The sequence below is a fragment of the Parabacteroides sp. FAFU027 genome (genome assembly GCF_022808675.1).
Lineage (GTDB): Bacteria > Bacteroidota > Bacteroidia > Bacteroidales > UBA7332 > CAXXIC01.
Map to the genome: position 1 here is coordinate 310,277 of NZ_JAKZKV010000004.1, position 25,813 is coordinate 336,089.

The window sequence follows — 25,813 nt, forward strand, 5'->3', positions numbered from 1 at the left end:
GATCGATGAAAAAGTATATCAATATAATTGCCGGAATCTTCGTTTTTCTGGCAATAACCGGACTTACCTCTTGTACGGATTATCTGGATAAGTCACCTGATGCAACTGTCTCCTCAACGGATGCTTTTATCAACTTTACGAATTTTCAGGGTTTTACTGAAGAGTTATATTGTTGTGTTCCGGACTTCATTGGAAAAACTTGGGCAACTGACTGGAATTTGGCTGATGAAGTTCTTCATAAAGATGGTGGTATTTGGTTGAACGATGAATTTGATAAAGGTAATTATTGGGGATGGACTACAGTACAATGGATATCCTATCTTGATGCCGGATCCCCTAATACTAGTAATAACTCGACTTTCGATAAAGGTCTATGGCCTAATGCCTGGTATGGTATTCGTAAAGCCAATTTAGGATTAGCCAATTTGGATAAACTACAAGATGCGACCCAGGAAGAGAAGGATTTAATCAAAGGTCAGTTGTTGTTTTTCCGCGCCTGGTTTCATTTTGAATTAATGACCTATTGGGGAGGGCTTCCCTATATCGATAGAGTTTTAACTTCTACTGAAAAACTTGAACTCCCTCGTTTAACTTACCAACAAACAGCTGAGCGGGTAGCAGAAGACTTACGTGCTGCTGCGGATCTATTGCCTGTCGATTGGGATAAGACGACTGCAGGGGCCTTAACCTCAGGTAAGAATCAGCAACGTATTACCAAAATGGTAGCATTGGCGTATCTCGGAAAAAATTATTTGTATGCAGGTAGTCCTTTGATGAATAAAGCTTCTACCGGTAATGCAGGTTTTAATCCTGAATATTGTAAAAAAGCGGCGAAAGCGTTTGGTGAGATGTTGAGTATCGTGGATAGCGGCGACAGTTGGCTTAAATTGGTTGATTTTAAGGATTACTCAACTTTATTCTATACAAATGGTAGTAGTAAGATACCAGGATATCCTGAGGCCGTTTTCCAATCTCCTGTTTATAGTTCCTGGTTTAAAGGATGTCCATGGGGTCCATCTTCAATATTTCAAGCCAAGTGTATCGGGGCTGGTTATTCTTCGCCTAATGCTCGGTTTGTAGAAAATTACGGTATGGCTAATGGATTGCCTATTAGTGATCCGGAATCAGGATATAATCCGGCAGATCCGTGGTCAAATCGTGACCCTCGTTTTTATAACGATATTGTAATTGATGGAGATAAAATTATCAAAGGTTCAGCTCCTGCTGATAAAGAGAAGTATCGTTATGCTGCTTTATATACCGGAGGTGCTGCCAGAGATAATGCAGGAGCAAGCCGTACCGGATATTTATTGAGGAAGTTAACTCCGATGACAACCAATGACATTGATGGATATCCGAACAATTATATGCATTTGTCTTATATGCGTTTGGCGGATGTGTATCTGATGTATGCCGAAGCTGTACTGCAAGGTTATGGAGATGCAACAAAAACAGATCCTGATTATACAAAACTAACAGCTGAACAAGCGTTTAACAAGGTTCGTACGCGTTGTGGAGCTTCTCCTGTTGCGAGTAAATATGTTGCTGATAAGGATAAATTTATGAGCGAAATTGTTCGTGAGAGAGCTGTTGAATTAGGTTTTGAAGGAGACTTCCGCTTTAATGACTTACGTCGTTGGTTGATGTGGAACGATAAAAAATATCTGGAAAAAACAGCTGTTGATTTTGACCGTGGAGCAAATGGAAAACCGATTAATATAAAGGAGCGGGTAGTTACAACTCGTATTTTCAGTGAAAAGAATTATTGGTTGCCTCTTAAGATAAATGATGTGACGTTATATCCGTCATTTGGCCAAAATCCAGGTTATTAAAAGAGAGTATTCTAAACTTAAAAAGAACAATGATGAAACTTATAAGAATAGGAACAATATTATGCGGATTAGGATTTGCCTCATTAGCCAATGTGGTGGGGCAGACCGCTGATATGAAAAGAGCAAAGATTTCAAACAGCGATTCTTTGGTACACGTTGCTTATGGAACCGTTAATAAGAATGATTTGTCCGGTACTGTATCCGTATTGAATCCAACAGAATATCTGGATAAGCATTTTGGAAATTATCCGTTAGAGGGTGTTGATGCTTTTATTGGTGGAAGTAATCTATGGAATATTGGATCTTCATTAGTATTGGTAGATGGGGTGCCTCGTGCCATAACGGATGTAACTGCTTCTGAAATTGATCAGATCTCTTACATTAAAGGCGCAAATGCCGTTGTTTTGTACGGTAGTCGTGCTGCAAATGGCGTAATCCTGATTACGACAAAACGTGGTAAAGAAGGTCAGCTAATAAAAAATGTTCGCGTGAATGGCGGGGTTAATATGCCGAAATCATATCCCAAATATCTGGGATCGGCAGAATACATGACCTATTACAATCAGGCATGTAAGAACGATGGATTGGCAGCTCTTTATGATGATGCAACAATAAGTAATTATGCATCGCATGCGAATTTGTACCGATATCCGGATTTAGATTACTATTCGTCTGACTTTTTGCGTAGTATGTCTAATACATATTCAGCCAATACAGAGTTTTCCGGAGGTACTGAACGAGCACGTTTTTATACTTTAGTTGGCATTCAGAATCAAAATTCTTTATTGAATTTTGGCGAAGGTAAAAATGAAAATAACATGCGGTTCAATGTGCGTGGTAATGTCGATTTGAAATTGAATGATTTTATCAGCACTTATCTTAATGTTTCAACTGTATTTTATGATAGTCGAACAGCTTTAGGTAATTATTGGAGTCAGGCGGCAACATTGCAACCTAACCGTTTTTCTCCGTTTATTCCTATAAGTCTGATAATTCCGGGAGCAACACAATCACTGTACTATGTAAAAACGAGTCATAATATAATTGACGGACAATATTTGCTTGGAGGTACTCAGCAATATTTGACGAATCCTATCGCAGATGTGTACGCTGCTGGGCATCAGAATTACACCAGTCGTCAATTTCAGTTTACAGATGGAGTAGATGTGGATCTGAAGAATACATTAAAGGGTCTTTCGGCTCATGCCCAGATGAGTGTGGATTTTTCCAATATCTATAATACTGTTGTTAACAAGACATATGCGGCTTATGTGCCGGAATGGGTTAATGGAACACCGTCTGACTCTATTAAAAGCTTGAATAATTACACTACGAAAGATACTAATCCAGGTGTACAGAATATTACTAATACATGGAACGATCAAATTATTGATTTTAATGCACATATAGATTATGTCAATACCTTTGATCAAAAACATAATGTATCTGCGATGTTGGTTGGAGCTGGGACAATTCGCCGCCAAACCGGTGATTTCCAAAACCGAACTAATAGTAATTTAGGTTTGCAATTAGGCTATAATTACGATCATAAGTATTATGCCGATTTCAGTGGAGCTTTAATTAACTCAACAAAGTTGTCGTCAGCAAATCGTGTAGCCTTTTCGCCAACATTAGGTTTAGGTTGGGTGATAAGCGAAGAGGATTTCCTAAAAGGTTCGGATATGCTAAATCGTTTAAAATTATCAGCCTCTGCCGGTGTGATAAATACAGACCTGGATTTTGGAGTTAATGATTATTTCTTGTACAATTCAAAATATTCATCTACTGATTATTTTTCCTGGAGTGATGGTACTTATGTGAATCGAGCAACAGCTTCAGCACGTTGGGGGAATAAAAATCTTACTTTTGCTAAGAGAAAAGAGTTGAATTTTAGTTTGGAAGGAAGTTTGTTTAACCGTGCATTAGATTTGCGCTCTACGGCATTCTTCATTAAAAAAGATGGTATTCCGGTACAACCAATTACTCAATATCCGGTTTATTTTACCCAAGGATACCCATCCTCTTCATTTGTTCCATACATTAACTATGGAGCCAACAGTTACAAGGGTTTTGACTTTCAATTTAATTACAGTAAAAAAGTAGGAAGTGTCAATCTGTCTGTTGGAGGAGCCGGGACTTATGTTGCAACAGAAGTGCTAAAGAGAGATGAGTTTTATGTTGATAAATATCGTAACCGTGTAGGAAAGCCTGTTGATGCCCTGTTTGGGTTACAGAGTGAAGGTCTTTTTGCTGATCAAAGTGATATTGATAACCATCCTGTACAAAAATTCGGAGTAGTTAAGCCCGGGGATATCAAGTATAAAGATCAGAATGGTGATGGTGTAATTGATGAAAAAGACGAAGTGATGATTGGTCGTTGGGGTAGTCCGTTTACCTGTGGTTTGAATTTGACTACTGAATGGAAAAACTTTACTTTGTTTGTGCTTGGAACTGGATCGTTTGGTGGTACAGCTGTTAAGAATAATGATTATTACTGGATTTCTGGTAATAAGAAATACTCTGAAGTGGTGCGTGATAGTTGGACTGAGGAGACAAAAGCTACTGCCAAATATCCTCGTTTAACAACATTAAGTGGTGATAACAATTTCCGTTACTCTGATTTCTGGACTTACAGTACCGATAGAGTTAATCTCTCAAAAGTCCAATTGACTTATACCTTACCAAAACGAGTGTTAGGTAATTCGGTTCTGAAGAAAGTAAATATCTATGTTAGTGGAAATGACTTGCTCACAATCGCTAAAAATAGAGACGTTTTAGAGCTTAATGTAGGTAGTGCACCACAAACCCGTTTCTATAATTTGGGTGTTAAGGCTGAATTTTAAGACTTAGATTTTATACTATACGAATCCTGGATAATGTGCTCTGTATATGAAATTCGATATTAAGGTGCATTTGAATGGTAGTTTTGTATTATATGTAATAAGTAAATTATAATTTCATGAAAAATAAATTATTGACATTGGTCGCTTCAGTCATGTTGTTTTCAAGCTGTTCGGGCTTGTTATCCCCTGCTGATCAAAACGACCGCGAACTCGATGGGATTTACACTGATGCTCCATTTGCAGAAGGACTTCTGCTAGATGCCTATGTTCGCATACCATCGAATGGATATTCTTTCAATGATGTTGCGACAGATGATGCTGTGTCCAATAATAAAGACAATAGTTATCTTCTGATGGCAACCGGAAAGTGGTCATCTTTAAATAATCCAACGGATCAATGGACAAACGCTAATGCTGCAATTCAATATTTGAATACATTGTTAGCGGAGTCTGATAAGGTAACATGGGCTACATCCGGGAAATATACAAACGAAATGTTTAATGACCGGATTAAAGGAGAAGCATACGGGTTAAGAGCTCTTTTTATGTATAATCTTTTGCAAGCTCATGGAGGTTGGACAGCAGACGGGAAACTTTTGGGTTTTCCAATTCTTACGAAACCCCAAAACCCGAATTCAGACTTCAAGTTACCGCGTAATACATATAAAGAGTGTCTGGATCGGATCTATATGGACTTAGATTCAGCGGAATATTTTCTTCCATTAGATTTTGAAGATGTCGCTTCTGCAAGTAAGATTCCGGCAAAATATGCAGATAAAACGATTGTGTCAGATTATAATCGGGTGTTTGGTGCATACAACAGACAACGTCTATCAGCTCGTATTGTTAAAGGAATACGTTCAAGAGTTTCCTTGTTGGCGGCAAGTCCGGCGTTTAGTAGTGGCACATCTGTGCCATGGGATAAAGCTGCGGATGATGCTGCAGCAGTACTTGATCTGATTAACGGTATATCAGGTATGGCTAGTAATGGTGGTTATTGGTATGCTAAAAAGAACTCGTCTGAGATTAGTGGTTTATCCAATGGGGTAAACCCGAAAGAGGTGCTTTGGAGAACGAATGTATCCGATGAAAATGGTCTTGAAAAGGATAATTATCCTCCAACTCTATTTGGAAGTGGTCGTATCAATCCTACTCAGAATCTCGTTGATGCTTTTCCAATGCTTAATGGTTATCCGATTACAGATTCGAAAAGTACTTTCGATGCTAATAATCCTTACAAGAACCGTGATCCTCGTTTGGCTCAGTATATTGTAGTTAATAATAGCACTATGGGACCAAGCAGTTCACCGATCTTTACATCTGTAGGAAAAACGGATGATGGTTTGAATGCTATAGCCAAGTCAACCCGAACTGGATATTACATGCGTAAATTGCTCCGTGAAGATGTAAACCTTAATCCTTCAAGTACTAATACCCAGAAGCATTATGTGGCTCGTATTCGTTATACAGAAATCTTTTTGTCATACGCGGAAGCCGCAAACGAAGCATGGGGTCCTGATGGAAAAGGAACTCATAATTATTCTGCGCGTGACGTAATTGCAGCAATCCGTAAACGGGCAGGAATAAAACAGCCGGATAGTTATCTGCAATCGATTAGTACTAAAGAAGATATGAGGACTCTTATTCATAATGAAAGACGATTGGAATTGTGTTTTGAAGGTTCTCGTTTCTGGGATTTGCGTAGGTGGAAAGAAAATATCAAAACCACAGCAAAAGGGGTGACTATTGATGCCAGTGGAACCATTAGTTACAATGATGTCGAACCAAGAGTCTATGGAGACCATATGCTTTATGGACCACTGCCTTATACTGAAGTGCTAAAGTGGGGACTTGAGCAAAATGCAGGTTGGTAATTATTGTTGATAAATAATTTTGATACTTATGAATAAAATATTTTTTGCGCTCCTGTTAGGGGTAGCTTTATTGACTGCTTGTCAGAATCAGGATGTTGAATTTTCTGATTATAAATATAATGCAGTGTATTTTGCATATCAGTCACCCGTTAGGCAGATTATTCTTGGAACTGATTATGTGTATGATAATTCCCTGGATACAGCGCATCAATGTATGATATATGCGACTATGGGCGGGGTTTATGCAAATAAAGTGAATCGTATATTAGATGTGGCGGTAGATAATTCGCTGTGTAATAATCTGACGTTTGAATCTGCAACGGGGAATAAGGTGCTTCCAATGCCATCAAATTATTATACCCTTCCATCTCCAATGCAGATTGTAATTCCTTCCGGATCTATGATGGGAGGAATAAAGGTGCAACTGACCGATGCATTCTTTGCTGATACACTATCACTAAAGAACACGTACGTAATACCTGTGAAAATCACAAAGGTTCAAAATGCGGATTCAATTTTGGAAGGTAAAGCAAGAGTGTCAAATCCTAATCGTTTTGTTTCTACTGACTGGGAGATCATGCCAAAAGATTATGTCCTATTCGCTGTAAAATACAAAAATGCATGGGATGCGACCTATTTGCGTAGGGGAATCGAGGTTGCTCCGGATACAACTGTTGTATATCATCAAAAATATACGGAATATGATCAGGTTGTATCAAGCGTAACAACTAAATCTTTGAGTGAGCTTTTAATTTCATTGAATGCAAAATCTAAGGGTAATAAAAATCTTCCATTCCAGCTTCTTCTGAAATTTGACAAGTTGGGGAATTGTTCGATTACAAATCCTGCTAATGTGTCATCTTATGCAATTAATGGTAGCGGAAGATATGTGAAAAAAGTGGATTCCTGGGGTAACGAAAAACGGGATGTTTTGTACTTAAAGTACAATGTATCGTTTGGAACTTCAGTTCATCAACTGACCGATACCCTGGTGATGCGCGATCGATCGGAAAAGGTTGAACTTTTTAATCCTTTCTATAACAAATAGTAGATCGAAATATTTTGTCGAATCAGTGGGTTGTTAATCCACTGATTCGACATTATTATTTATATCATGTAATTAATACGAGTAACGGTTTGTTAGGTTCTGGAGGAACATTCAAGGGATGCGTTACTGGTAATAGACCGATAATGGAAGCTTCAGGGGATAGGTATTCACTTGAAGTTGATTTGTTTGCAATCTTAAATACTTATATCATGAAGACTAGTTTGATTAAATTGTGTTTTGTATTACTCGCATTCATTTCTTCACTGAATGTTTTCGGATGGCAAGGAATGCCTATGCCTCAACTACATGTTGAAGGAAGATACCTTAAGGATTCGGATGGGAAAATTGTAAACCTGAAGGGGTTTGCTCAAACATACAGTCCTTTTTTTAATAATAATGCATGGAATAATTATGATGTGGCGGGGTGTCTTAATTATAATAAATGGCTGATCGATGAGATGTTGGCTGCTGAATGGAAAATGAGTTTTATGCGTTTGCATATGGATCCATACTGGAGTAATACCCCGGGTTGCACAGGACGATATGAGGGAGAAGAGTGTTTTGATGAATTCCGATTCAGAAATTACCTTGACAAAGTCTTTGTACCGATGGCTGAATATTGTATTTCTAAGGGTATATATGTTGTTATGCGGCCTCCGGGAGTTTTCCCTAATCAGATAAGTGTTGGAGATGGGTATAATCAATATTTGAAGAAAGTCTGGGGGATAGTGAGTAATCACCCAAAGTTGAAAAACAATCCGAATGTCATGTTTGAATTAGGCAATGAGCCGATTGATATATTAGGAACAGATGGAACCTATGGGTCAAGTGGAGATGCTAAATTTGAGAATCTTCAAAAATACATGCAATCGATTGTTGATGTAATACGTGGTGCCGGTGCAAATAATATATTATGGGTGCCGGGATTAGGTTATCAATCGTCGTATGCCGGGTTTCCTAAATATCCAATAAAAGGTGATAATATCGGATATGCTATCCATGTCTATCCGGGCTGGTTTGGAAGTGCAAATGGTTATCTGACATTTCAGAGAGAATGGGATAAATCCGTGAAGCCGATTGCGGATATAGCCCCTATAATGGTAACGGAAATGGACTGGGCTCCGGCAAAATATAAATCATCATGGGGTAAAAGCAATACAGGTATAGTTGGTGGAGACGGCTTTGGGGCCAACTTTAAATATATTACAGATAATTCAGGAAATGTGAGCTGGCTGTTATTTACTGATGCTGATAAATTGGCTCAATTTGTCGAAGCTCCTCCAGCAACTGGTGATACCTGTGTTTTCCTAAATGATCCCGAAGCTTGCCCATGGCAAGCATTTCATTGGTTTAAGGAATATGCAAATCCAACAAGTTTGCCAGTAACTAAACTGGAAGTGTTGAATTCCAACTTAGCGCCGATTGCTGATAATGAACCTCTTCAATTAATAACAGGCGGGGATACATATATATTTGTAAAAGCGACTTATGATGATGGGCATATTGAATACGTAAGCTCAAAAGCAACTTACCAGAGTAATAATGCAACTGTCGCAACCGGTGCCCCAGGTCGATTAATCGCTAAAAAAGATGGTACGGCAAATATTACGATTAACTATGGTGGACTTGATAAACAAATAAGTGTAGTTGCTTCAACATTCCCATTGAAAGCGGAATGTATGGATCTGAATATGTGGGGAGCCAATACTTTTGATAATAGTACGCATGCTCTTCATATTACTCAGTGGGGGCAGGCCGGTTGGACCTTTGCTAACGGAGTTGATATCTCAGGCTACAAATATTTGGTGTTTAAATTTGGGACATATAACTACCCCTGGGGGACAAATATACATTTAAAGGATGGAAGTACAGAGTCTCAGGATTATACCTGGCAAGGAAAAAAACAACTGGTAATTGACTTGCAGAATGTTAAGACCAGTGCCGGTGTATCTATCGTACCTAATCATATTACGGCGGTAAGGATTTGGTCAGCAGGTGGTGATATTGTAATTGATAATGTGTATTTAACCAATAAATCAGATGCGAGTGAAGAGACTTCGGCCATTGAGAATGTCACTATTGATAAAGTTTCAGCTGATGATATTGTGGATGTTCATACAGTTACAGGTGTTTTGGTTAAATCTCATGTGAAACGATCAGAAGCTAAATACGGTCTTTCAGATGGTGTGTATATAATAGGTCGTCAGAAAGTGATTGTGATGAATAGAAGCAGATTTTTTAATTGAGTTCATTTTCTCTAATTTAAAGATTGGAGATAAGCGCAATTTTCTAAGTGGGTGTCCTGCTTGGGTAGGACACCCTTATTTTAAGTCGTAATTTTTAAGTAACCCAATCTTCCGGATATTTTGTAAACAATAAATATGTAAATGGAGGATTCTATTATAAAGGCTTGATTATTATGTAGTTTTGCTTTGGTGAGCTGCTGTATCGAATGAGTTTAATAGGAAGTGTGATGTTGAGCTAAATGTTTATTGATTAGTTGGAAAAAAGTTATCGTATGAATCGAATATTTGTCGTTTTTGTAATTGTTTTATTGGGTTTTGTATTCTTGAGCGATCAATCTTGTAATGCTACTGTTCCAGATCCAAACTTTCATATATATCTGTGTTTTGGACAATCAAATATGGAGGGGAATGCTGCAATTGGAGACCTCGACAGGATAGGTGTTGATAGTCGTTTTAAAGTAATGACGGTTTCTCCTGATGACAATCTTCATTTGGGCCGGATTGTTGGTTACTGGTATACGGCAGTACCACCCTTGTGTCGTTGGGATACAGGTCTTACTCCAGCCGATTACTTTGGACGGGTTTTGGTTGATAGCCTTCCTTCGAATATAAAAATTGGTGTTATAGTTGTAGCTATGGGAGGGAGTGGAATTGATGCATTTGACAAAGATAATTATACACAATACTATCAGAATGCAGATGCATTTCAGAAAGGGCTAATGGATATATATGGAGGCAATCCTTATGCCAAGATTATTGAAATGGCAAAGCTTGCTCAACAATCTGGTGTTATCAAAGGCATTTTGTTGCATCAGGGTGAATCCAATAATGGTCAGCCTGATTGGCCAGGAAAAGTGCAGAAAATATATAATGATATTCTCGGGGATCTTAATCTGGAACCAAATTCGGTTCCATTGTTGGCTGGTGAAATGTTGCAAAAAGATCAGGGCGGACTTTGTTGGGGAATGAACAGCATTATTGCGACTTTACCATATTACATAACCAATTCGTATGTTATTTCATCGATTGGATGCGAAGGAAATGGTAAAGATTTATTCCATTTTTCTACTGCCGGGGCTCGCGAATTAGGCAGTCGATATGGAAAACAGATGTATTCACTGTTAAAGACTTATAATACTGTAGATGGTCAGACAGTAGATCATTTATCGGTCGATAATCAGAGTGTTTCGATGTTGACCGGTTCTGTAAAAAGAATTTTGCTCAGAGCAGTCTACAAAGATGGACATACACAAGACATAACTACTAAAGCAGTCTATGCTATTAGTAATCCATTGCTTTTACGGATTACAAATGGATATCTTGAACCTTTAAAGGATGGGGCTACAACTGTCACTGCAAGTTTCAAAGGTGAGCTTGGTGATGTTAAGCAGATTACTTTAAATGTTTCTGCCGTAACCTTCCCTTTGAAGTCTGAGTATATGGATTTATCTATGTTTGGCACAAATACGTTTGATAACAATACTCGAACTCTTCATATTTCCCAATGGGGACAGGCCGGATGGTCTTTCGTAAACGGAGTGGATTTGTCGGGTTATAAATATTTGGTATTTAAGTTTGGTACATTGAATTATCCCTGGGGAACTAATATTCATCTGAAAGACGGCAATACTGAGTCGAAAGACTATACGTGGCAAGGTCAGAAACAGTTGATGATTGATCTGCAAAATGTGAAAACCAATGAAGGAGTAATGATAACCCCTAATCACATAACAGCAGTGAGATTCTGGTCCTCGGGTGGAGATCTGGTTGTTGATAAGGTGTATTTAACCAATAAACCTGATGGTAGTGAGGAAACTACCGGGGTGGATAGAGTTACTTGTGAGAAACCATCAGGTGATGATATTGTTGATGTTTATACAATTACAGGAATGAAAATAAAATCACAAGTGAAACGATCAGAGGCAAAACTGGGCCTTTCGGATGGTGTATATGTAATTGATCGTCAAAAGGTAGTTGTAATGTCTCGAGGTTATTGATTTAGTGTTATGGGAATCTCAGAGACATAATTGGAATCGTTGGAGACCCATTAAATATAAGTTTATCAGATATGGTTTTTGCAATGCTTAGTTGTGTGCCATATTATAAATTCATGAATTGATTATTGATTCAGAGTTGTAATTTGTTTGAATATAATATATGTAAAAATGAAAAGAAAAGCTTCTTTATTAATCCTTCTGAGTTTGCTTCTTGCAACAGCTAACACATTCTCGCAAGATCGTAATTTCTATATTTTTCTATGCCTTGGGCAGTCCAATATGGAAGGAAATGCCAAAATAGAAGATCAGGATAAAATCATGAATGACCAGCGCTTTCAGGTTTTGTCTACACTCAACTGTCCTGACCTGGGACGGGTAAAAGGAAACTGGTATCCGGCAGTACCGCCTTTATGTCGGTGCAATACTGGATTGACTCCGGCGGATTACTTCGGTAGAACGATGATTGCCAATCTTCCAAAGAAAGTAAAAGTAGGAATAATCAATGTGGCTATCGGTGGTTGTAAAATAGAACTTTTTGATAAGGACAATTACCAATCTTATGTGGCAACAGCTCCATCGTGGATGATTAATATGATAAACCAATATGACGGAAATCCTTATGCTCGTCTTGTGGAGATGGCAAAGCTAGCCCAGAAGAAAGGCGTTATTAAAGGCATATTGCTTCATCAGGGAGAGTCAAATACAGGTGATATAAACTGGCCTTCAAAAGTAAAAGGCGTTTACGGTAATCTGATGAAGGATCTGAAATTGGATCCCAAGAAAGTACCTCTTATTGCCGGAGAAATGGTGCATAAAGACCAGGGAGGCAAATGTGCGAGTATGAATCAGATCATTTCTACACTTCCACAAACTATTCCCAACTCATTTATTATCCCGTCACAAGGTTGTACTGCTGCAAAGGACAGTCTTCACTTTAATGCACAAGGGTATCGTACTCTGGGGAAAAGATATGCAGAACGAATGCTCTTTTTCTTAGGATATAAGAATGTTAAATTGTAGTGGGACTGTGTTTGTTCTTTATCTAATCGTTCCGAATCGAATTTAATAATCTTGATTCCGGATTAGATTGCCTGATATGATAGTTTAAAGGCGCTAAGATATATTGATGTTAAATCTATGATAATTAGAAATGAAACTAAAACATAAGAGCATCTTGATAGCCTTTCTTAGTGGGTTATTTATTGTGCATATTTCGGCTCAGTCCTATGTGAAAACAGCTCTTGGTGTAAAAGCGAAAATTCGCAATATGGATGTTGAGGTTCAATTTTATTCCTCTCAAATAGTCAGGATATTAAAATCTCCCCTTGGATCTAAATTCAAAAAAGAAAGTTTATCAGTAATAAAAACACCGGAGAAGGTTGCATTTAGCATCAATCAGAATGGAGATCTCTTATTTATAAGAAGTGCAAATGTAAAGGTGGATTTAAATCTGAAAAATGGTCAGGTTTCTTTTAACACACCTAATAATCAGTTATTTCTGAATGAGACTCTATTGGGGTCAGCGTTTACAGAATGTAATGATGCCGGTTTGAAATCCTACATCGTATCCCAATCATTTACACTAAATAAAGACGAAAATATTTATGGATTAGGCCAACAGCAGCGAGGCAAATTATCGCTTCGCAATGTAAAGCTCAATATGGTTCAGGGAAACACCGACGATTATGTTCCACTTCTTGTATCTACCAAAGGATATGGTTTGTTTTGGGACAATTATTCTCCTACCGTTTTTGAAGACAAGTCAGATTCAACATTTTTTAGATCAGATATAGGCGATTGTATCGATTACTATGTCATGTACGGTGACAACGCCGATGGTGTAATTGCTCAAATGCGCGACCTGACAGGTCAGGCTCCTATGTTTCCTTTGTGGACATATGGTTTCTGGCAAAGCAAAGAACGCTACAAAAGTCAGAACGAGCTGGTGGGTGTTGTGAAAAAGTACAGGGAACTCGGAGTTCCGCTTGACGGTATTATTCAGGACTGGCAATACTGGGGCAATAATTACCTGTGGAATGCCATGGAATTTCTGAACACGGAATTTCCGGAACCAAAGAAAATGATAGACGACATTCATAATATGAATGCACACCTGATTATTTCTATCTGGTCGTCGTTCGGACCACAAACAAAGCAGTTCCGCGAAATGGAACCGAAGGGAATGTTGTTGAATTTCGGTACATGGCCACAGTCGGGTTTGGAGACATGGCCGCCCAATCGTGAATATCCGTCTGGCGTACAACCCTATGATCCATTCAATCCCGAGGCTCGCGACATTTACTGGAAATACCTCAATAAAGGACTGTTCTCTCTTGGCATAGACGGTTGGTGGATGGACTCTACCGAACCCGACCATTTGGACTTCAAACCATCCGATTTCGATTTGAAAACCTATCTCGGATCTTTCCGCAAAGTGCGCAATGCCTTTCCGCTGATGGCTGTTGGCGGTGTATCCGATCACCAGCGAGGCGTAAGTTCCGACAAGCGTGTATTTATTCTTACCCGTTCGGCTTTCGCAGGGCAACAGCGCTTTGGTGCGAATACCTGGTCGGGAGACGTGAATTCTTCATGGCAGTCGTTGAGGAATCAGATTCCAGCTGGCCTTAATTTCTCATTGAGTGGTATTCCTTACTGGAATACTGATATTGGCGGATTCTTTGCCGGTAGCTATAACCGGGGATGGAACGATGGAACCGGAGCAAAGAACCCCTTGTATCAGGAGTTGTATGTCAGATGGCTTCAGTTTGGAACATTCACTCCGATGATGCGTTCGCACGGAACGGATGTGCCAAGAGAAATATACAATTTTGGGAAGAAAGGCGAGCCTATTTTCGATGCGATAGAAAAATCAATCAACCTGCGTTATTCGTTGCTGCCTTACATTTATTCTACCGCATGGAGTGTGACCAAAGGGCAATCAACTATCATGCGTGCATTGATGATGGATTTTGACGATAAAAATGTAGCCGATCTGAATAATGAGTACATGTTTGGTAAATCGTTCCTTGTTGCACCTATCGTTACTGCTCAATATACACCTGAGACAGTGATTAAGACCGATGAAAATTCGGGTTGGAACAAAAATGAAAAGAAAGACAACAAAACGGTTGCTGTTGACTTTACTCAGCCAAAGTCGGCAAAGACATACTTGCCAGCCGGAACAACCTGGTTTGATTTCTGGACGAATACTAAATACAACGGTGGACAGGAAATCACGCTGGCTACCTCTATCGATAAAATGCCATTGTTCGTCAAAGCCGGAAGCATCATTCCTTTTGGACCTGCCGTACAGTTTGCTACAGAGAAAAAGTGGGATAAGCTTGAAATCCGCGTTTATGAAGGAGCAAACGGCGAGTTCTCTTTGTACGAAGATGAAAACGATAACTACAATTACGAAAAAGGAATTTACTCTACCATTACATTCAAATGGGATGACAAGTCGAAAACTCTGACTATTGCCGATCGTAAAGGAACATTCCCCGGTATGCTTGCCGAACGGAAATTTCACGTAGTCAAAATTGCAGCCAATGGCAATAAGACAGAAAAAGATGTTGTTTACAAAGGGAAAAAAGTTTCAGTTAAATAATATCTTGTTTTCAAATAATCCAAAATCCTAATAATCTCGGTGTCAGTTCTAATACTGATACCGAGATTAAATTAATAAATATTCTTAGTCCCATAATTACATGAATAAGGAATTGAAAGCTTCAGTAGTCTTGCTGGTATTGGCTTCATGCTTCTCTATCAGTGCCCGCAATCCTATCATACAAACCAAACATACGGCCGATCCTGCGCCGTTGGCGTACAACGACACGGTTTTTCTTTACACTGGTCACGACGAAGATAATGCTGAGCGGTTTGTGATGCAAAACTGGATGTTATACACTTCTACCGATATGGTGAACTGGACTGACAGAGGAATCATCGCAGGTGTTTCAGAACCATATAAAACGTTTAAGTGGGCAGATGGTCATAGCGCATGGGCACCTCAATGCGTAGCGCGGAACGGTAAATTTTATTTATACTGCCCTACCATTTATCAGGGAAAAATGGCAATTGGTGTAGCAGTATCCAACAATCCTTATGGCCCCTTTGTGGACGAGCTAGGGAAACCTCTCATCTACCGTTCTAACCCTGGTGATTACGATCCGACAGTGTTTGTGGATGATGACGGCCAGGCTTATATTTACTGGGGAGGAAACGGACCTTGCTACTTTGCGAAATTGAACGAAGATATGATCTCACTTGCAGGTGATATTCAGGTTGCTTCAATTGATTTTACCGGAACTCCGCCTGAAGCTTCATATACCGAAGGTCCGTGGTTGTGGAAGAAAAACAAGCATTATTATCTGGCATGGGCATCGCGTTGTTGTCCCGAAGGAATTGGATACGCTATGAGTGATAGTCCGACAGGTCCCTGGAAATGCAAGGGAACGATTATGGATCCGGATCAAAGATCATCAGGTAATCACCCCGGGATAGTTGATTTCAAAGGCAATTCGTATGTGTTCGGGTTCAATTATGCCATTATGAAACAAACCATGGCCAAACATTATGAGCGTCGTTCGATATGTGTCGAGAAAATGACTTATAATGCCGACGGGACGATTCAGAAACTACCGTGGTGGTCAACTACGGGTGTTAAGCAAATAGGCGCATTAGATCCTTACAAGCAAAACGAAGCCGAAACTATGGCTTACAGCGAAGGCGTAAAAACAGATAAATTACCGGTATGGGAACGTGACGATGTATGGAACAGGGGGAAGAAACTTGGCGATATAATGTTTGTGACATCCATTCATAATGGCGATTACATAGAGGTGCAGGGTGCGAATTTTTCAAAAGGTTGCTCTTCTGTCGATTTAAGAGTTGCATCTCTTTATGGCGGCAAGATTGAGATCCGTATAGATAAAAAAGATGGCCCGGAAGTTGGCATTGCTGACGTTGCAACTTCGGGAGAAGGTGACGTTTGGAAAACGATTACCGCTAAAGTAAAAAGCATTAAAGGGGTTCACGATCTTTATTTCGTTTTCAAAGGAGAAAAAGATCTATTCAATTTCGACTGGTGGCAGTTTAAAGAATAAACATAAGTGAGTCATATTATAAGATGGTAAACATAAAAAGAATAATATCTGTCATAACGATTGTTGGCTCAATAGTTGGTTCTTCTCTTGCATACAGTGCAACAAACAAAAATGAAGTTCTTGCTCATTGGCGTTTTGATACGGTAAAGCACTTACAAGGAGATTCAACGTCACTTTCCGTGGTCGGAAAACCGCTTACCGCTTCGGAACGTGGTGCGGCTGAACCACAACCTTACGTATTCGACGAGTCGGGCAAAGGGAATTTCCTTCAGGTACGCGGATCAAGACCGTCACCCAATGTTTTTTCAGACGATGTGCCCACTTCTCAGGTAAATGGACAGCCGAACGTTCGCTCACTTGCCTTAAAGAATGGTGAGTGTGTGGTGACATTTGATCGCCCGTTGGCTTACTACGACTTGCGCAAAAGCTGGACAATAGAGGGCAGTTTGAAGTGTAACTTACTTGGCACCGAACAGGTTTATCTTTGCAAAGAAGGCGCAAAAGGACAGTTGTTTGGCGATTTGTCCATCGGGTTCGACAACATGTATAAAAAATACTTTGTTGAGGTGATGTGTGCTGACGGTGTGCCTCGTCGTATTGTTGCCGGAGATGAGGTTGAAGCTGGTATGTGGTATGATGTTCGAGCCCAAGCTAGCTATGATTCAAAGATCGGTCAGACTCAACTTCGTTTTGAGGTAAAACGTTCGGGTCAGGCTAACTTTGGACAGTCATCTTCCATTTCTTTCAAAGGGATGGCGTTGAATCGCAATGCCGGTATGTGGGTAATTGGACGTGGGTTTCCGGGAGGTTTTCCTAATAGTCTTCAGGTGCTTGATGGTGCAATAGATGAGGTGAAGATCTCTGGCGAAGCAATGCCCCGTGTCGCAGGTCAGAACCCGCTTTTTACCGACTGTTTTACCGCTGATCCTGCAATGACCGTAATTGGCAATACAGTGTATGCTTATGTGGGTCAGGATGCTGCATCGGTTGGTGGATGGTTCGACATGCCCAATTGGCTGTGCTACTCAACTACCGATATGAAGAACTGGAAAGCACATGGTCCTGTTTTGGCGGCAAAAGATTTTGTAAATGCATATAGCAATGCTTCCTGGGCTGCGCAAGTGGTTGAAAAAGATGGGAAATATTATGATTATGTCACGCTCGATGGGAAAAATGGACACTTTATTACTGTGGCTGTCAGCGATAGCCCTACCGGTCCATTCCAGGAGGCGTTGCCCGGTAAACCCCTCATTACGGATGATATGACCAAAGATTCACACAGGGCTAACTCAGATATTGATCCCACTATCCTTATTGATACTGATGGCACTCCATGGATGGCCTGGGGGAATGGCGATTGTTATATGGTAAAATTGAAACACAATATGGTCGAAATTGATGGGCCAGTTACCAAAGTTCCATTCAGAAACTATTCGGAGGGGCCTTGGCTATTCAAGCGTAATGGCCTTTATTACATGGTATATGCTGCTGATGCACCTGGTGTCCAAGCCGAACAAATTGCCTACTCTTTTGCTAAAAATATAACCGGCCCGTGGACGTATGGAGGACTACTCACTACTTCGGCAAAATATGGCTTCACCATTCATCCGTCTATCATAGAATTCAAGAATCAATGGTATTTCTTCTATCACGATGGTTCTTACACGTTGAATGGAACTCCGGGGGGCGATTGCAGACGTCAGGTATGTGCTGAATATCTTTACTTTAATCCGGATGGGAGCATTAAACCAATTGAGCTTACAACAGAAGGAATAAGCATTCCGGCCAAAAAATAGATTGTTTTTAAGAATAAGAATCTGGAAAACACCAGTGTATTTGTAACTTTAAATGAACAGTATAATGAGCGTTAAAAGCAACCTGAAACATCTTTTCCTTATCGCAGGGATTATCTTGATTAAATCAGTTTCTGTCAATGCATCAGATAAGGTCAATTTCAGAACGCCATCTCAATTCATTCAACATATTGCCTCTTCAAAATCTTTTAAAATTGTGGCTAATGGAGCTGCAGCACAGATTGTTGTCGATCCTGCTGACTGGAAAGGCGTTATACGCGCAGCAAACGACTTGGGAGATGATGTTCGCAAAGTTTCTGGTGTTGCAGCCAGCGTGAAGCAAGCCGTAACTCCCGACCCAGGTTCCATTATTATCGGTACGATTGGTAAAAGCCGCGTGATTGACAAACTTATAGCTGATAAGAAAATAGATGTCTCAGATATTAAGGGGCAATGGGAATCATTTCTTATTCAGACAGTGGATGGAAACCTGGTAGTTGCCGGAAGCGACAAACGCGGGACTATTTATGGAGTCTACGACATTTCCGAAAAAATAGGGGTATCTCCATGGTATTTCTGGGCTGATGTTCCTGCCAAGAGAAGCAGTGCGTTATACGTTAAGGCCGGTCGTTACGTTCAGGATTCTCCCAAAGTAAAATATCGGGGTATTTTTATCAACGATGAATCTCCATCTTTCACCGGTTGGTGCAACGCTAAATTTGGCGGTGTCAACTCCAAGATGTATGTAAATATGTTTGAATTGCTTTTACGGTTAAAAGCCAATTATTTGTGGCCAGCCATGTGGGGCAATGCATTTAATGAAGATGATCCAATGAGTCCGGTTTTAGCCGACGAATACGGTATTGTGATGGGAACTTCGCACCACGAACCTATGATGCGGGCTCAAAAGGAATATACCAAACGCAAGGAAGAAATCGGCACTTGGGACTTTGTAACGAATAGTGCGAATCTTGAAAAATTTTGGTTTGATGGTCTCAACAGGAACAAAAATTACGAGAACCTGATTACTATGAGTATGCGTGGTGATGGTGATGTGGCTATGGGAAAAGGGAACGACCTCGAAAATATCAAAACATTGCAGAATGTAATAAAAAGTCAGCGGGATATTATCCAAAAGGTTTATAATGACGATCCCGCCAATCATCCTCAGTTGTGGGCTATTTTTACCGAAGTTCAGCGCTACTACGATGCAGGCTTCAATGTGCCCGAGGATATTACGCTGCTGTTTTGCGACAACAACTGGGGGTATATACGACGTATTTTGCCTCCAAAAGAAAAGAACAGGAAAGGTGGCGCCGGATTGTATTATCACATCGATATGAACGGAGGGCCAAATAACGACCGCTGGGTTAATACGACCACTATTCCGAAACTTCGTGAGCAGTTCAATCTGGCATACCAAAGCGGACTTGACCGTATATGGATCGTTAACGTAGGCGATTTGAAACCGAAGGAACTTCCTATCGACTTCATTATGCATTTTGCCTGGAATCCGGATGCTTATCCGGCAGACAAAGCATCGGATTATACGATTAACTGGGCTAAAGGTATTTTTGGCGAAGAACATGCCGAAGAAATTGCTGATATTGTTTCTAAGTATTCAAAATACAATCTTTTAAGAAAGGCCGAGGTTCAATCTCCCCAAATATTCAGCTATGTCAACTACAACGAAGCCGACCGAATGCTTAAACTTTGGCGCGATGTGGTGGCAAAAGCCGAAGCGTTGGAAGCGAAAATTGCTCCTGAAGCAAAAGATGCTTACTACCAGTTGGTACTTTATCCAACAAAGGCTTCAGCCGGAGTTGCCGAAATGTATATTTCGGTTGGCAAAAACTTGTTGTATGCTAAACAAGGACGAGTGAACGCCAACGATTATGCCCAGCGTACAAGGGATCTCTTCGATCTTGATAAAAAATTAAGCGATTACTACAACGTTGCGATGTCCAATGGCAAGTGGAAAAACATGATGTCTGATATACATATCGGATATACAAGTTGGCAGATGCCTCGTGAAAATAAACTACCGGAGATGAAAGTGGTAACTCCACTTGCCGAACCAACTTTGGGTGTTGCTGTCGAAGGGTCAGAGGCTGCCTGGCCAGGCGGTGCCGGAAAGCCTCAGCTTCCTGTATTTGACAGGCTTAAAAATCAATCATATTATATAGATGTCTTCAATAGAGGCGTTGGCTCTTTTCAGTTTGAAGCAAAAGCCAATAAGTCCTGGATTAAATTAAATAAGACCAAGGGTAAGGTTGAAAAGGATGTGCGACTAATAGTAGATGTTGACTGGAAAACATTGCCCGAAGGCAAATCGGATGGCATTGTTGAAATAAGGAAAGGCAACGAGCTTGTTTCTGTAACGGTTAGTGCAATAAAAGCAGCCTTGCCCAAAGTGACAGAGCCTTATTTTGGAAACTTTACGGGCGAATTCACCATTCCTGCTGAGAAGTTTAATGTTAGCACTCCGGGTAAAAATGCAAAATGGATTCTTCTGCCTGATCTTGGCAAAGGTAAAGCTTGTATGGGGATTTATCCCGTAACCAGCCCAAGTACGACCGCAGCTGATGGCCCGAAACTTGAGTATAAAGTATTCCTCCCAACTACCGGAAAAACTACTGTTTGCCTGGGCATTCTACCAACTCAGGATGTCTATCCACAACGTGGGTTGAGAATCGCTGTTGCATTAGACGGTCAGGAGCCGCTGGTATTGGATGCACGAAAAGGATTTTATGATGAGTTTAAAGAATATACTCCCGAAATTCTGGCCAGATCAACGGTGTTGAAGCCTTATCCACCACTCAACAAAAATATTGCGTTAATTGGCGCCGGCCAATTTCGAAGAAACGAGATTTTTGACAATATGCGCTGGCTTGACTTTGACGTGAATGTAAAAGAACCGGGTATCCATACCCTGAAAATCATTATGATTGATCCTGAAGTGGTGGTTGAAAAGATCGTAGTAAATCCGGATAATAATCATCCAAGTTATTTCGGAGCTCCCTCTATTCAGCATAATGCAAGATAAACTACGTGTTAACATTTTAATTAATAGAATATTTATATGAGAAATAAATTGTTGTGTTTGATTCTATTGGCGTTTACCTTAAATCTTCAGGCGGAGAATGGTCACAGTCTTTGGCTTCGGGCTAATAGCTCGCGAGCAGTAAATATTGTTTGCGCCAAGAGTTCTCCAACTTTGGCTATTGCAAAACAGGAACTGAAGCAAGGTTGGCTTGGGCAAAACGGGGCAAAAATTGTTTTAACTGTAAAAAATGACAAAGCCATCAAAGGTGATGGCTTTAAACTTTCTGGAAATGAAATTCAAGCCAATACTGATTTAGGAATCTTGTATGGTGTGTACGAACTTTTGCGCCGTCAGCAAACAGAACAACCCATTGTTCAGAATGAAATATGTAATCCGTCATACCAGCGAAGGGTGTTAAACCATTGGGATAATCTGGACGGTTCGATTGAGCGTGGATATGCCGGGCGTTCGATATTCTGGCATGATGTAGAAAAAGGTTATGCCGTAACTGACAAAGACAGGAATTTGTGGAAAGAATATGCACGAGCAAATGCCTCTATAGGGATTAACGGTACGGTATTGAACAACGTTAACTCTTCAAAGCTAATGTTGACAACTGAATGCCTTGCGAAAGTGAAGGCAATTGCCGAAGTACTACGTCCTTATGGTATTAAAACCTATCTTTCAGTAAAATTCTCTTCCCCTCCATTAATCGGAGGTTTAAAAACATCCGATCCATTAAATCCCGAAGTAATAAAATGGTGGAAAGATAAAGCAAATGAAATTTACAAAACCATTCCCGATTTTGGTGGTTTTCTGATAAAAGCCAATAGCGAAGGAGAACCCGGTCCACAGGATTTTGGACGTACTCATGCCGATGGAGCCAACATGTTGGCCGATGCAGTTAAGCCATTTGGTGGTATTATTATGTGGCGCGCTTTTGTTTATGAAGCCAACAGCAAAGACCGTGCTTGCCAGGCCTATAAAGAGTTTATGCCGCTTGATGGACAGTTTCGCGATAATGTAATTATTCAGGTAAAAAATGGTCCGGTAGATTTTCAACCACGCGAACCGTTTACTCCTCTATTCGGGGCATTGAAAAAGACTTCTGTTATGCCAGAGTTGCAGATAACTCAAGAATATCTTGGGCATTCAATCCAATTAGTTTATCTGGCTACCATGTGGGAAGAGTTTCTAAAAAGTGATACTTATCAAGAAGGTAACGGAAGTACCGTCGCACGCACCACTGATGGTAGTATTTTCCCTCAAAAATACACAGCAATAGCGGGTGTGGCCAATATAGGGTTGGATAACAACTGGTGTGGTCATCATTTTGCCCAGGCAAATTGGTATGCTTTTGGTCGAATGGCTTGGAATAACCAGATAACCAGCGAGAAAATTGCTGACGAATGGCTAAGGCTTACCTTTTTGCCCAAAGATGAAAAGCTAACTCCAAATGTTGCCGATTGGCAAAAGACCTTTTTAGCACCCGTAAAACAAATGATGCTGGAAAGTCGAGAAGCTACTGTGAATTATTCGATGCCGCTGGGTCTTCATCATATTTTTGCAGGACTCAATAATACTCATTATGGCCCTGGTCCATGGTTTGGTCCTAAGGGTATTCGTAAGGATTGGACGGCGGCATATTACCACAAAGCCGATTCATTGGGCATTGGATTCGATCGTACTACGAAAGGAACAGATGCGGTAAGTCAATACCATGAACCTTTGAGGAGCCAGTTTGAAAGTGTGGCAACTTGTCCCGAAATATATCTGTTGTGGTTTCATCATTTGCCTTGGGACTATAAAATGAAAAACGGACGTATTCTTTGGGACGAATTGTGTTACGCGTATGATAAAGGGGTAAACGAAGTGCGACAGTTTCAAAAAACGTGGGACAAAGTACAGCCCTATGTTGATGCTCAGCGTTTCTCAGAAGTTCAAAGTAAACTACGCCAGCAATGCCGTGATGCACAGGTTTGGAAAGATGGCTGCTTGCTGTATTTTCAGCAATTCAGCAAAAGACCAATTCCTTTTGAGATCGAACGCCCTGTATATGATTTGAACTATTTGCTTAAAACAGATCTGACAGAGCTACTAAAATAAATCATAATGGAAGTACGATGCATCCTTATAGTTGATAAAAGCATTATAACAAACTGATATTTAATACATATTCAATAGATGGACTCAAAGAAACACCTGACTTTATTACTTGTATGCTGCTTGATTTGTGCTTCCGCTGTTTTTGCGCAAACAAAAAGGAATTACCACGCGTACGCAAAAACGCCTCCGCTCGGCTGGAACAGCTGGGATATTTACGGCACAACAGTAACCGAACAGCAGGTGAAAGAACAAGCCGACGCTATGGCCAAATACCTTTTGCCCAGTGGATATAAATACCTAACAGTAGATATTCAATGGTATGAACCAGAGTCAAAAGGGCATGCGTACAAACCAGGGGCGATTCTTACTATGGACGAATATGGTCGTCTCACTCCGGGATTGAAAAAATTTCCTTCTGCTGCAAATGGAAAAGGATTTAAGTCATTAGCTGATTATGTGCATTCCAAAGGATTGAAATTCGGAATTCATATTATGCGTGGAATTCCTCGTCAGGCGGTTGAGCAAAACACTCCGGTTCTTGGAACTAATCTCAAGGCACAGGACATTGCAGTCAAAAGCTCTACCTGTCCGTGGAATCCCGATATGTACGGTGTGGATGCTACCAAGCCTGAAGGACAGGCTTATTATAATTCAATTGTTCAGATGTATGCCGACTGGGGAGTTGATTTGATAAAGTGTGATGACATTTCGCGTCCTTACGACAATGTGCAAAAAGCCGAAGTGGAAGCTCTTCGCAATGCTATTGATAAAACCGGTCGTCCCATCGTATTAAGTTTGTCACCAGGTGCAACGCCGGTCAAGATGGGTGAACACGTTATGAATCACGCTAATATGTGGCGTATTACTGACGATTTCTGGGATCGCTGGGGTGCTTTGCTGGCTATGTTTGAACGGATGGATGCCTGGACTCCGTATCGTGGACCGGGCCATTTTCCCGATGCAGATATGCTTCCTATCGGATTGGTTGAATTTAACCGACCAACAAGATTTACTAAAGATGAACAATACACCCTTATGAGCTTGTGGGCTATCGGCCGTTCGCCGTTGATTTTCGGAGGAGATATGACTAAGCTTGATGGTTTTACCAAAGAAATGTTGACAAACCCAGAGATGCTGAAAGTGAATCAGCATAGCGTGAATAACCGTCAGGTATCTCGTGATAAAAATCTGATTGTATGGACTGCTGATAAACCTGATAGTAAAGACAAATATGTCGCTCTCTTCAATGCGCAAAGCAAAGGGGATAATGTTGATTTTAACAATGCTGATTATGCAAGCCCTGTCATAGCTGGTAAGGGTAGCTCTCAAAAGGTTGAGGTTTCGGTTAAAGATGGAAAAAGGCTTGTTTTGTTTGTAAAGGATGGAGGTAACGGATTTGATTGGGACCATATAGTTTGGGCTGATCCTGTATTGCATGGACCAAAAGGTGATTTGAAACTGACTGATCTTAAGTGGTTAAGTGCCACTTCGGGATGGGGTGAAGCCCACGTGAACCGCACATGTGATAACAGGCCAATCGTCATTAATGATAAGACTGTCGAAGGAATTGGTGCGCATGCTGAGTCGGTGATAGTTTACCAATTACCTGAAGGTTACGATACTTTTTCTGCTACTGGGTATGTGACACAGGAGACAGGCTCGGTTGTGTTTGGTGTGCTTGTTGATAAAGGCGCTATGAATTTGCCCGAAACAGCTGAGGTAAAAGTGAAATTTCAATCCATTGGCATAAAAGGTAAAGCCAAAGTATATGACGTGTGGGCGCATAAGGATCTGGGTGTATTTAACGGATCGTTTGGTCGGGAGTTAAAACAACATGGTGCTGGGCTTTACAGAATCAGTCCGCTACGATAAATAATTACTTGCGAATTTGTATTATTTAGTTAAATAAACAGAAAGATACAC

Annotated in this window: 12 protein-coding genes and 1 pseudogene; all 13 read left to right on the forward strand. The window is 40.4% G+C overall.

All coding sequences use genetic code 11. From position 1 onward, the window contains the following. The first annotated feature begins 5 nt into the window (after positions 1–5). The 13 genes and pseudogenes from MLE17_RS08580 to MLE17_RS08640 all read left to right on the forward strand — a co-directional run bounded on the left by MLE17_RS08580 (position 6) and on the right by MLE17_RS08640 (position 25,762). Positions 6–1,832: a RagB/SusD family nutrient uptake outer membrane protein gene (locus MLE17_RS08580; RefSeq protein ID WP_243348368.1), complete on the forward strand. Its 1,827-nt coding sequence runs from the start codon at positions 6–8 to the stop codon at positions 1,830–1,832. A 29-nt stretch (positions 1,833–1,861) separates the two neighbouring features. Beyond that, positions 1,862–4,675, forward strand: coding sequence for a SusC/RagA family TonB-linked outer membrane protein (locus MLE17_RS08585; protein WP_243348369.1), 2,814 nt, complete (start codon positions 1,862–1,864; stop codon positions 4,673–4,675). A gap of 116 nt (positions 4,676–4,791) precedes the next feature. Further along, on the forward strand, positions 4,792–6,549 hold the full coding sequence (locus MLE17_RS08590; protein ID WP_243348370.1) for a RagB/SusD family nutrient uptake outer membrane protein: 1,758 nt from the start codon (positions 4,792–4,794) through the stop codon (positions 6,547–6,549). A 28-nt stretch (positions 6,550–6,577) separates the two neighbouring features. Beyond that, the gene (locus MLE17_RS08595; protein ID WP_243348371.1) at positions 6,578–7,597 is read left to right on the forward strand and encodes a DUF5627 domain-containing protein; all 1,020 of its coding nucleotides are present in this window, start codon (positions 6,578–6,580) and stop codon (positions 7,595–7,597) included. Positions 7,598–7,740: 143 nt separating this feature from the next. Beyond that, on the forward strand, positions 7,741–9,843 hold the full coding sequence (locus MLE17_RS08600) for a cellulase family glycosylhydrolase (RefSeq protein WP_243348372.1): 2,103 nt from the start codon (positions 7,741–7,743) through the stop codon (positions 9,841–9,843). Between the two features lie 272 nt (positions 9,844–10,115). Further along, positions 10,116–11,840: a sialate O-acetylesterase gene (locus MLE17_RS08605; protein ID WP_243348373.1), complete on the forward strand. Its 1,725-nt coding sequence runs from the start codon at positions 10,116–10,118 to the stop codon at positions 11,838–11,840. 168 nt (positions 11,841–12,008) lie between these two features. Next, a pseudogene (locus MLE17_RS08610) lies at positions 12,009–12,836 on the forward strand (sialate O-acetylesterase); the annotation flags it as partial. A 271-nt stretch (positions 12,837–13,107) separates the two neighbouring features. After that, positions 13,108–15,447, forward strand: coding sequence for a TIM-barrel domain-containing protein (locus MLE17_RS08615; protein WP_410795615.1), 2,340 nt, complete (start codon positions 13,108–13,110; stop codon positions 15,445–15,447). Positions 15,448–15,547: 100 nt separating this feature from the next. Further along, on the forward strand, positions 15,548–16,945 hold the full coding sequence (locus tag MLE17_RS08620) for a family 43 glycosylhydrolase (protein ID WP_243348375.1): 1,398 nt from the start codon (positions 15,548–15,550) through the stop codon (positions 16,943–16,945). Between the two features lie 23 nt (positions 16,946–16,968). After that, positions 16,969–18,741, forward strand: coding sequence for a family 43 glycosylhydrolase (locus MLE17_RS08625; protein WP_243348376.1), 1,773 nt, complete (start codon positions 16,969–16,971; stop codon positions 18,739–18,741). A 64-nt stretch (positions 18,742–18,805) separates the two neighbouring features. Continuing rightward, entirely contained in the window at positions 18,806–21,784 is a 2,979-nt protein-coding gene (locus MLE17_RS08630; RefSeq protein WP_243348377.1) for a glycosyl hydrolase 115 family protein, read from the forward strand. A gap of 36 nt (positions 21,785–21,820) precedes the next feature. Then, positions 21,821–23,890 carry an alpha-glucuronidase gene (locus MLE17_RS08635; RefSeq protein ID WP_243348378.1) on the forward strand — a complete coding sequence of 690 codons (2,070 nt, stop codon included), beginning with the start codon at positions 21,821–21,823 and terminating at the stop codon, positions 23,888–23,890. 78 nt (positions 23,891–23,968) lie between these two features. Beyond that, positions 23,969–25,762, forward strand: coding sequence for an NPCBM/NEW2 domain-containing protein (locus MLE17_RS08640; protein WP_243348379.1), 1,794 nt, complete (start codon positions 23,969–23,971; stop codon positions 25,760–25,762). The last annotated feature ends 51 nt before the right edge of the window (positions 25,763–25,813 follow it).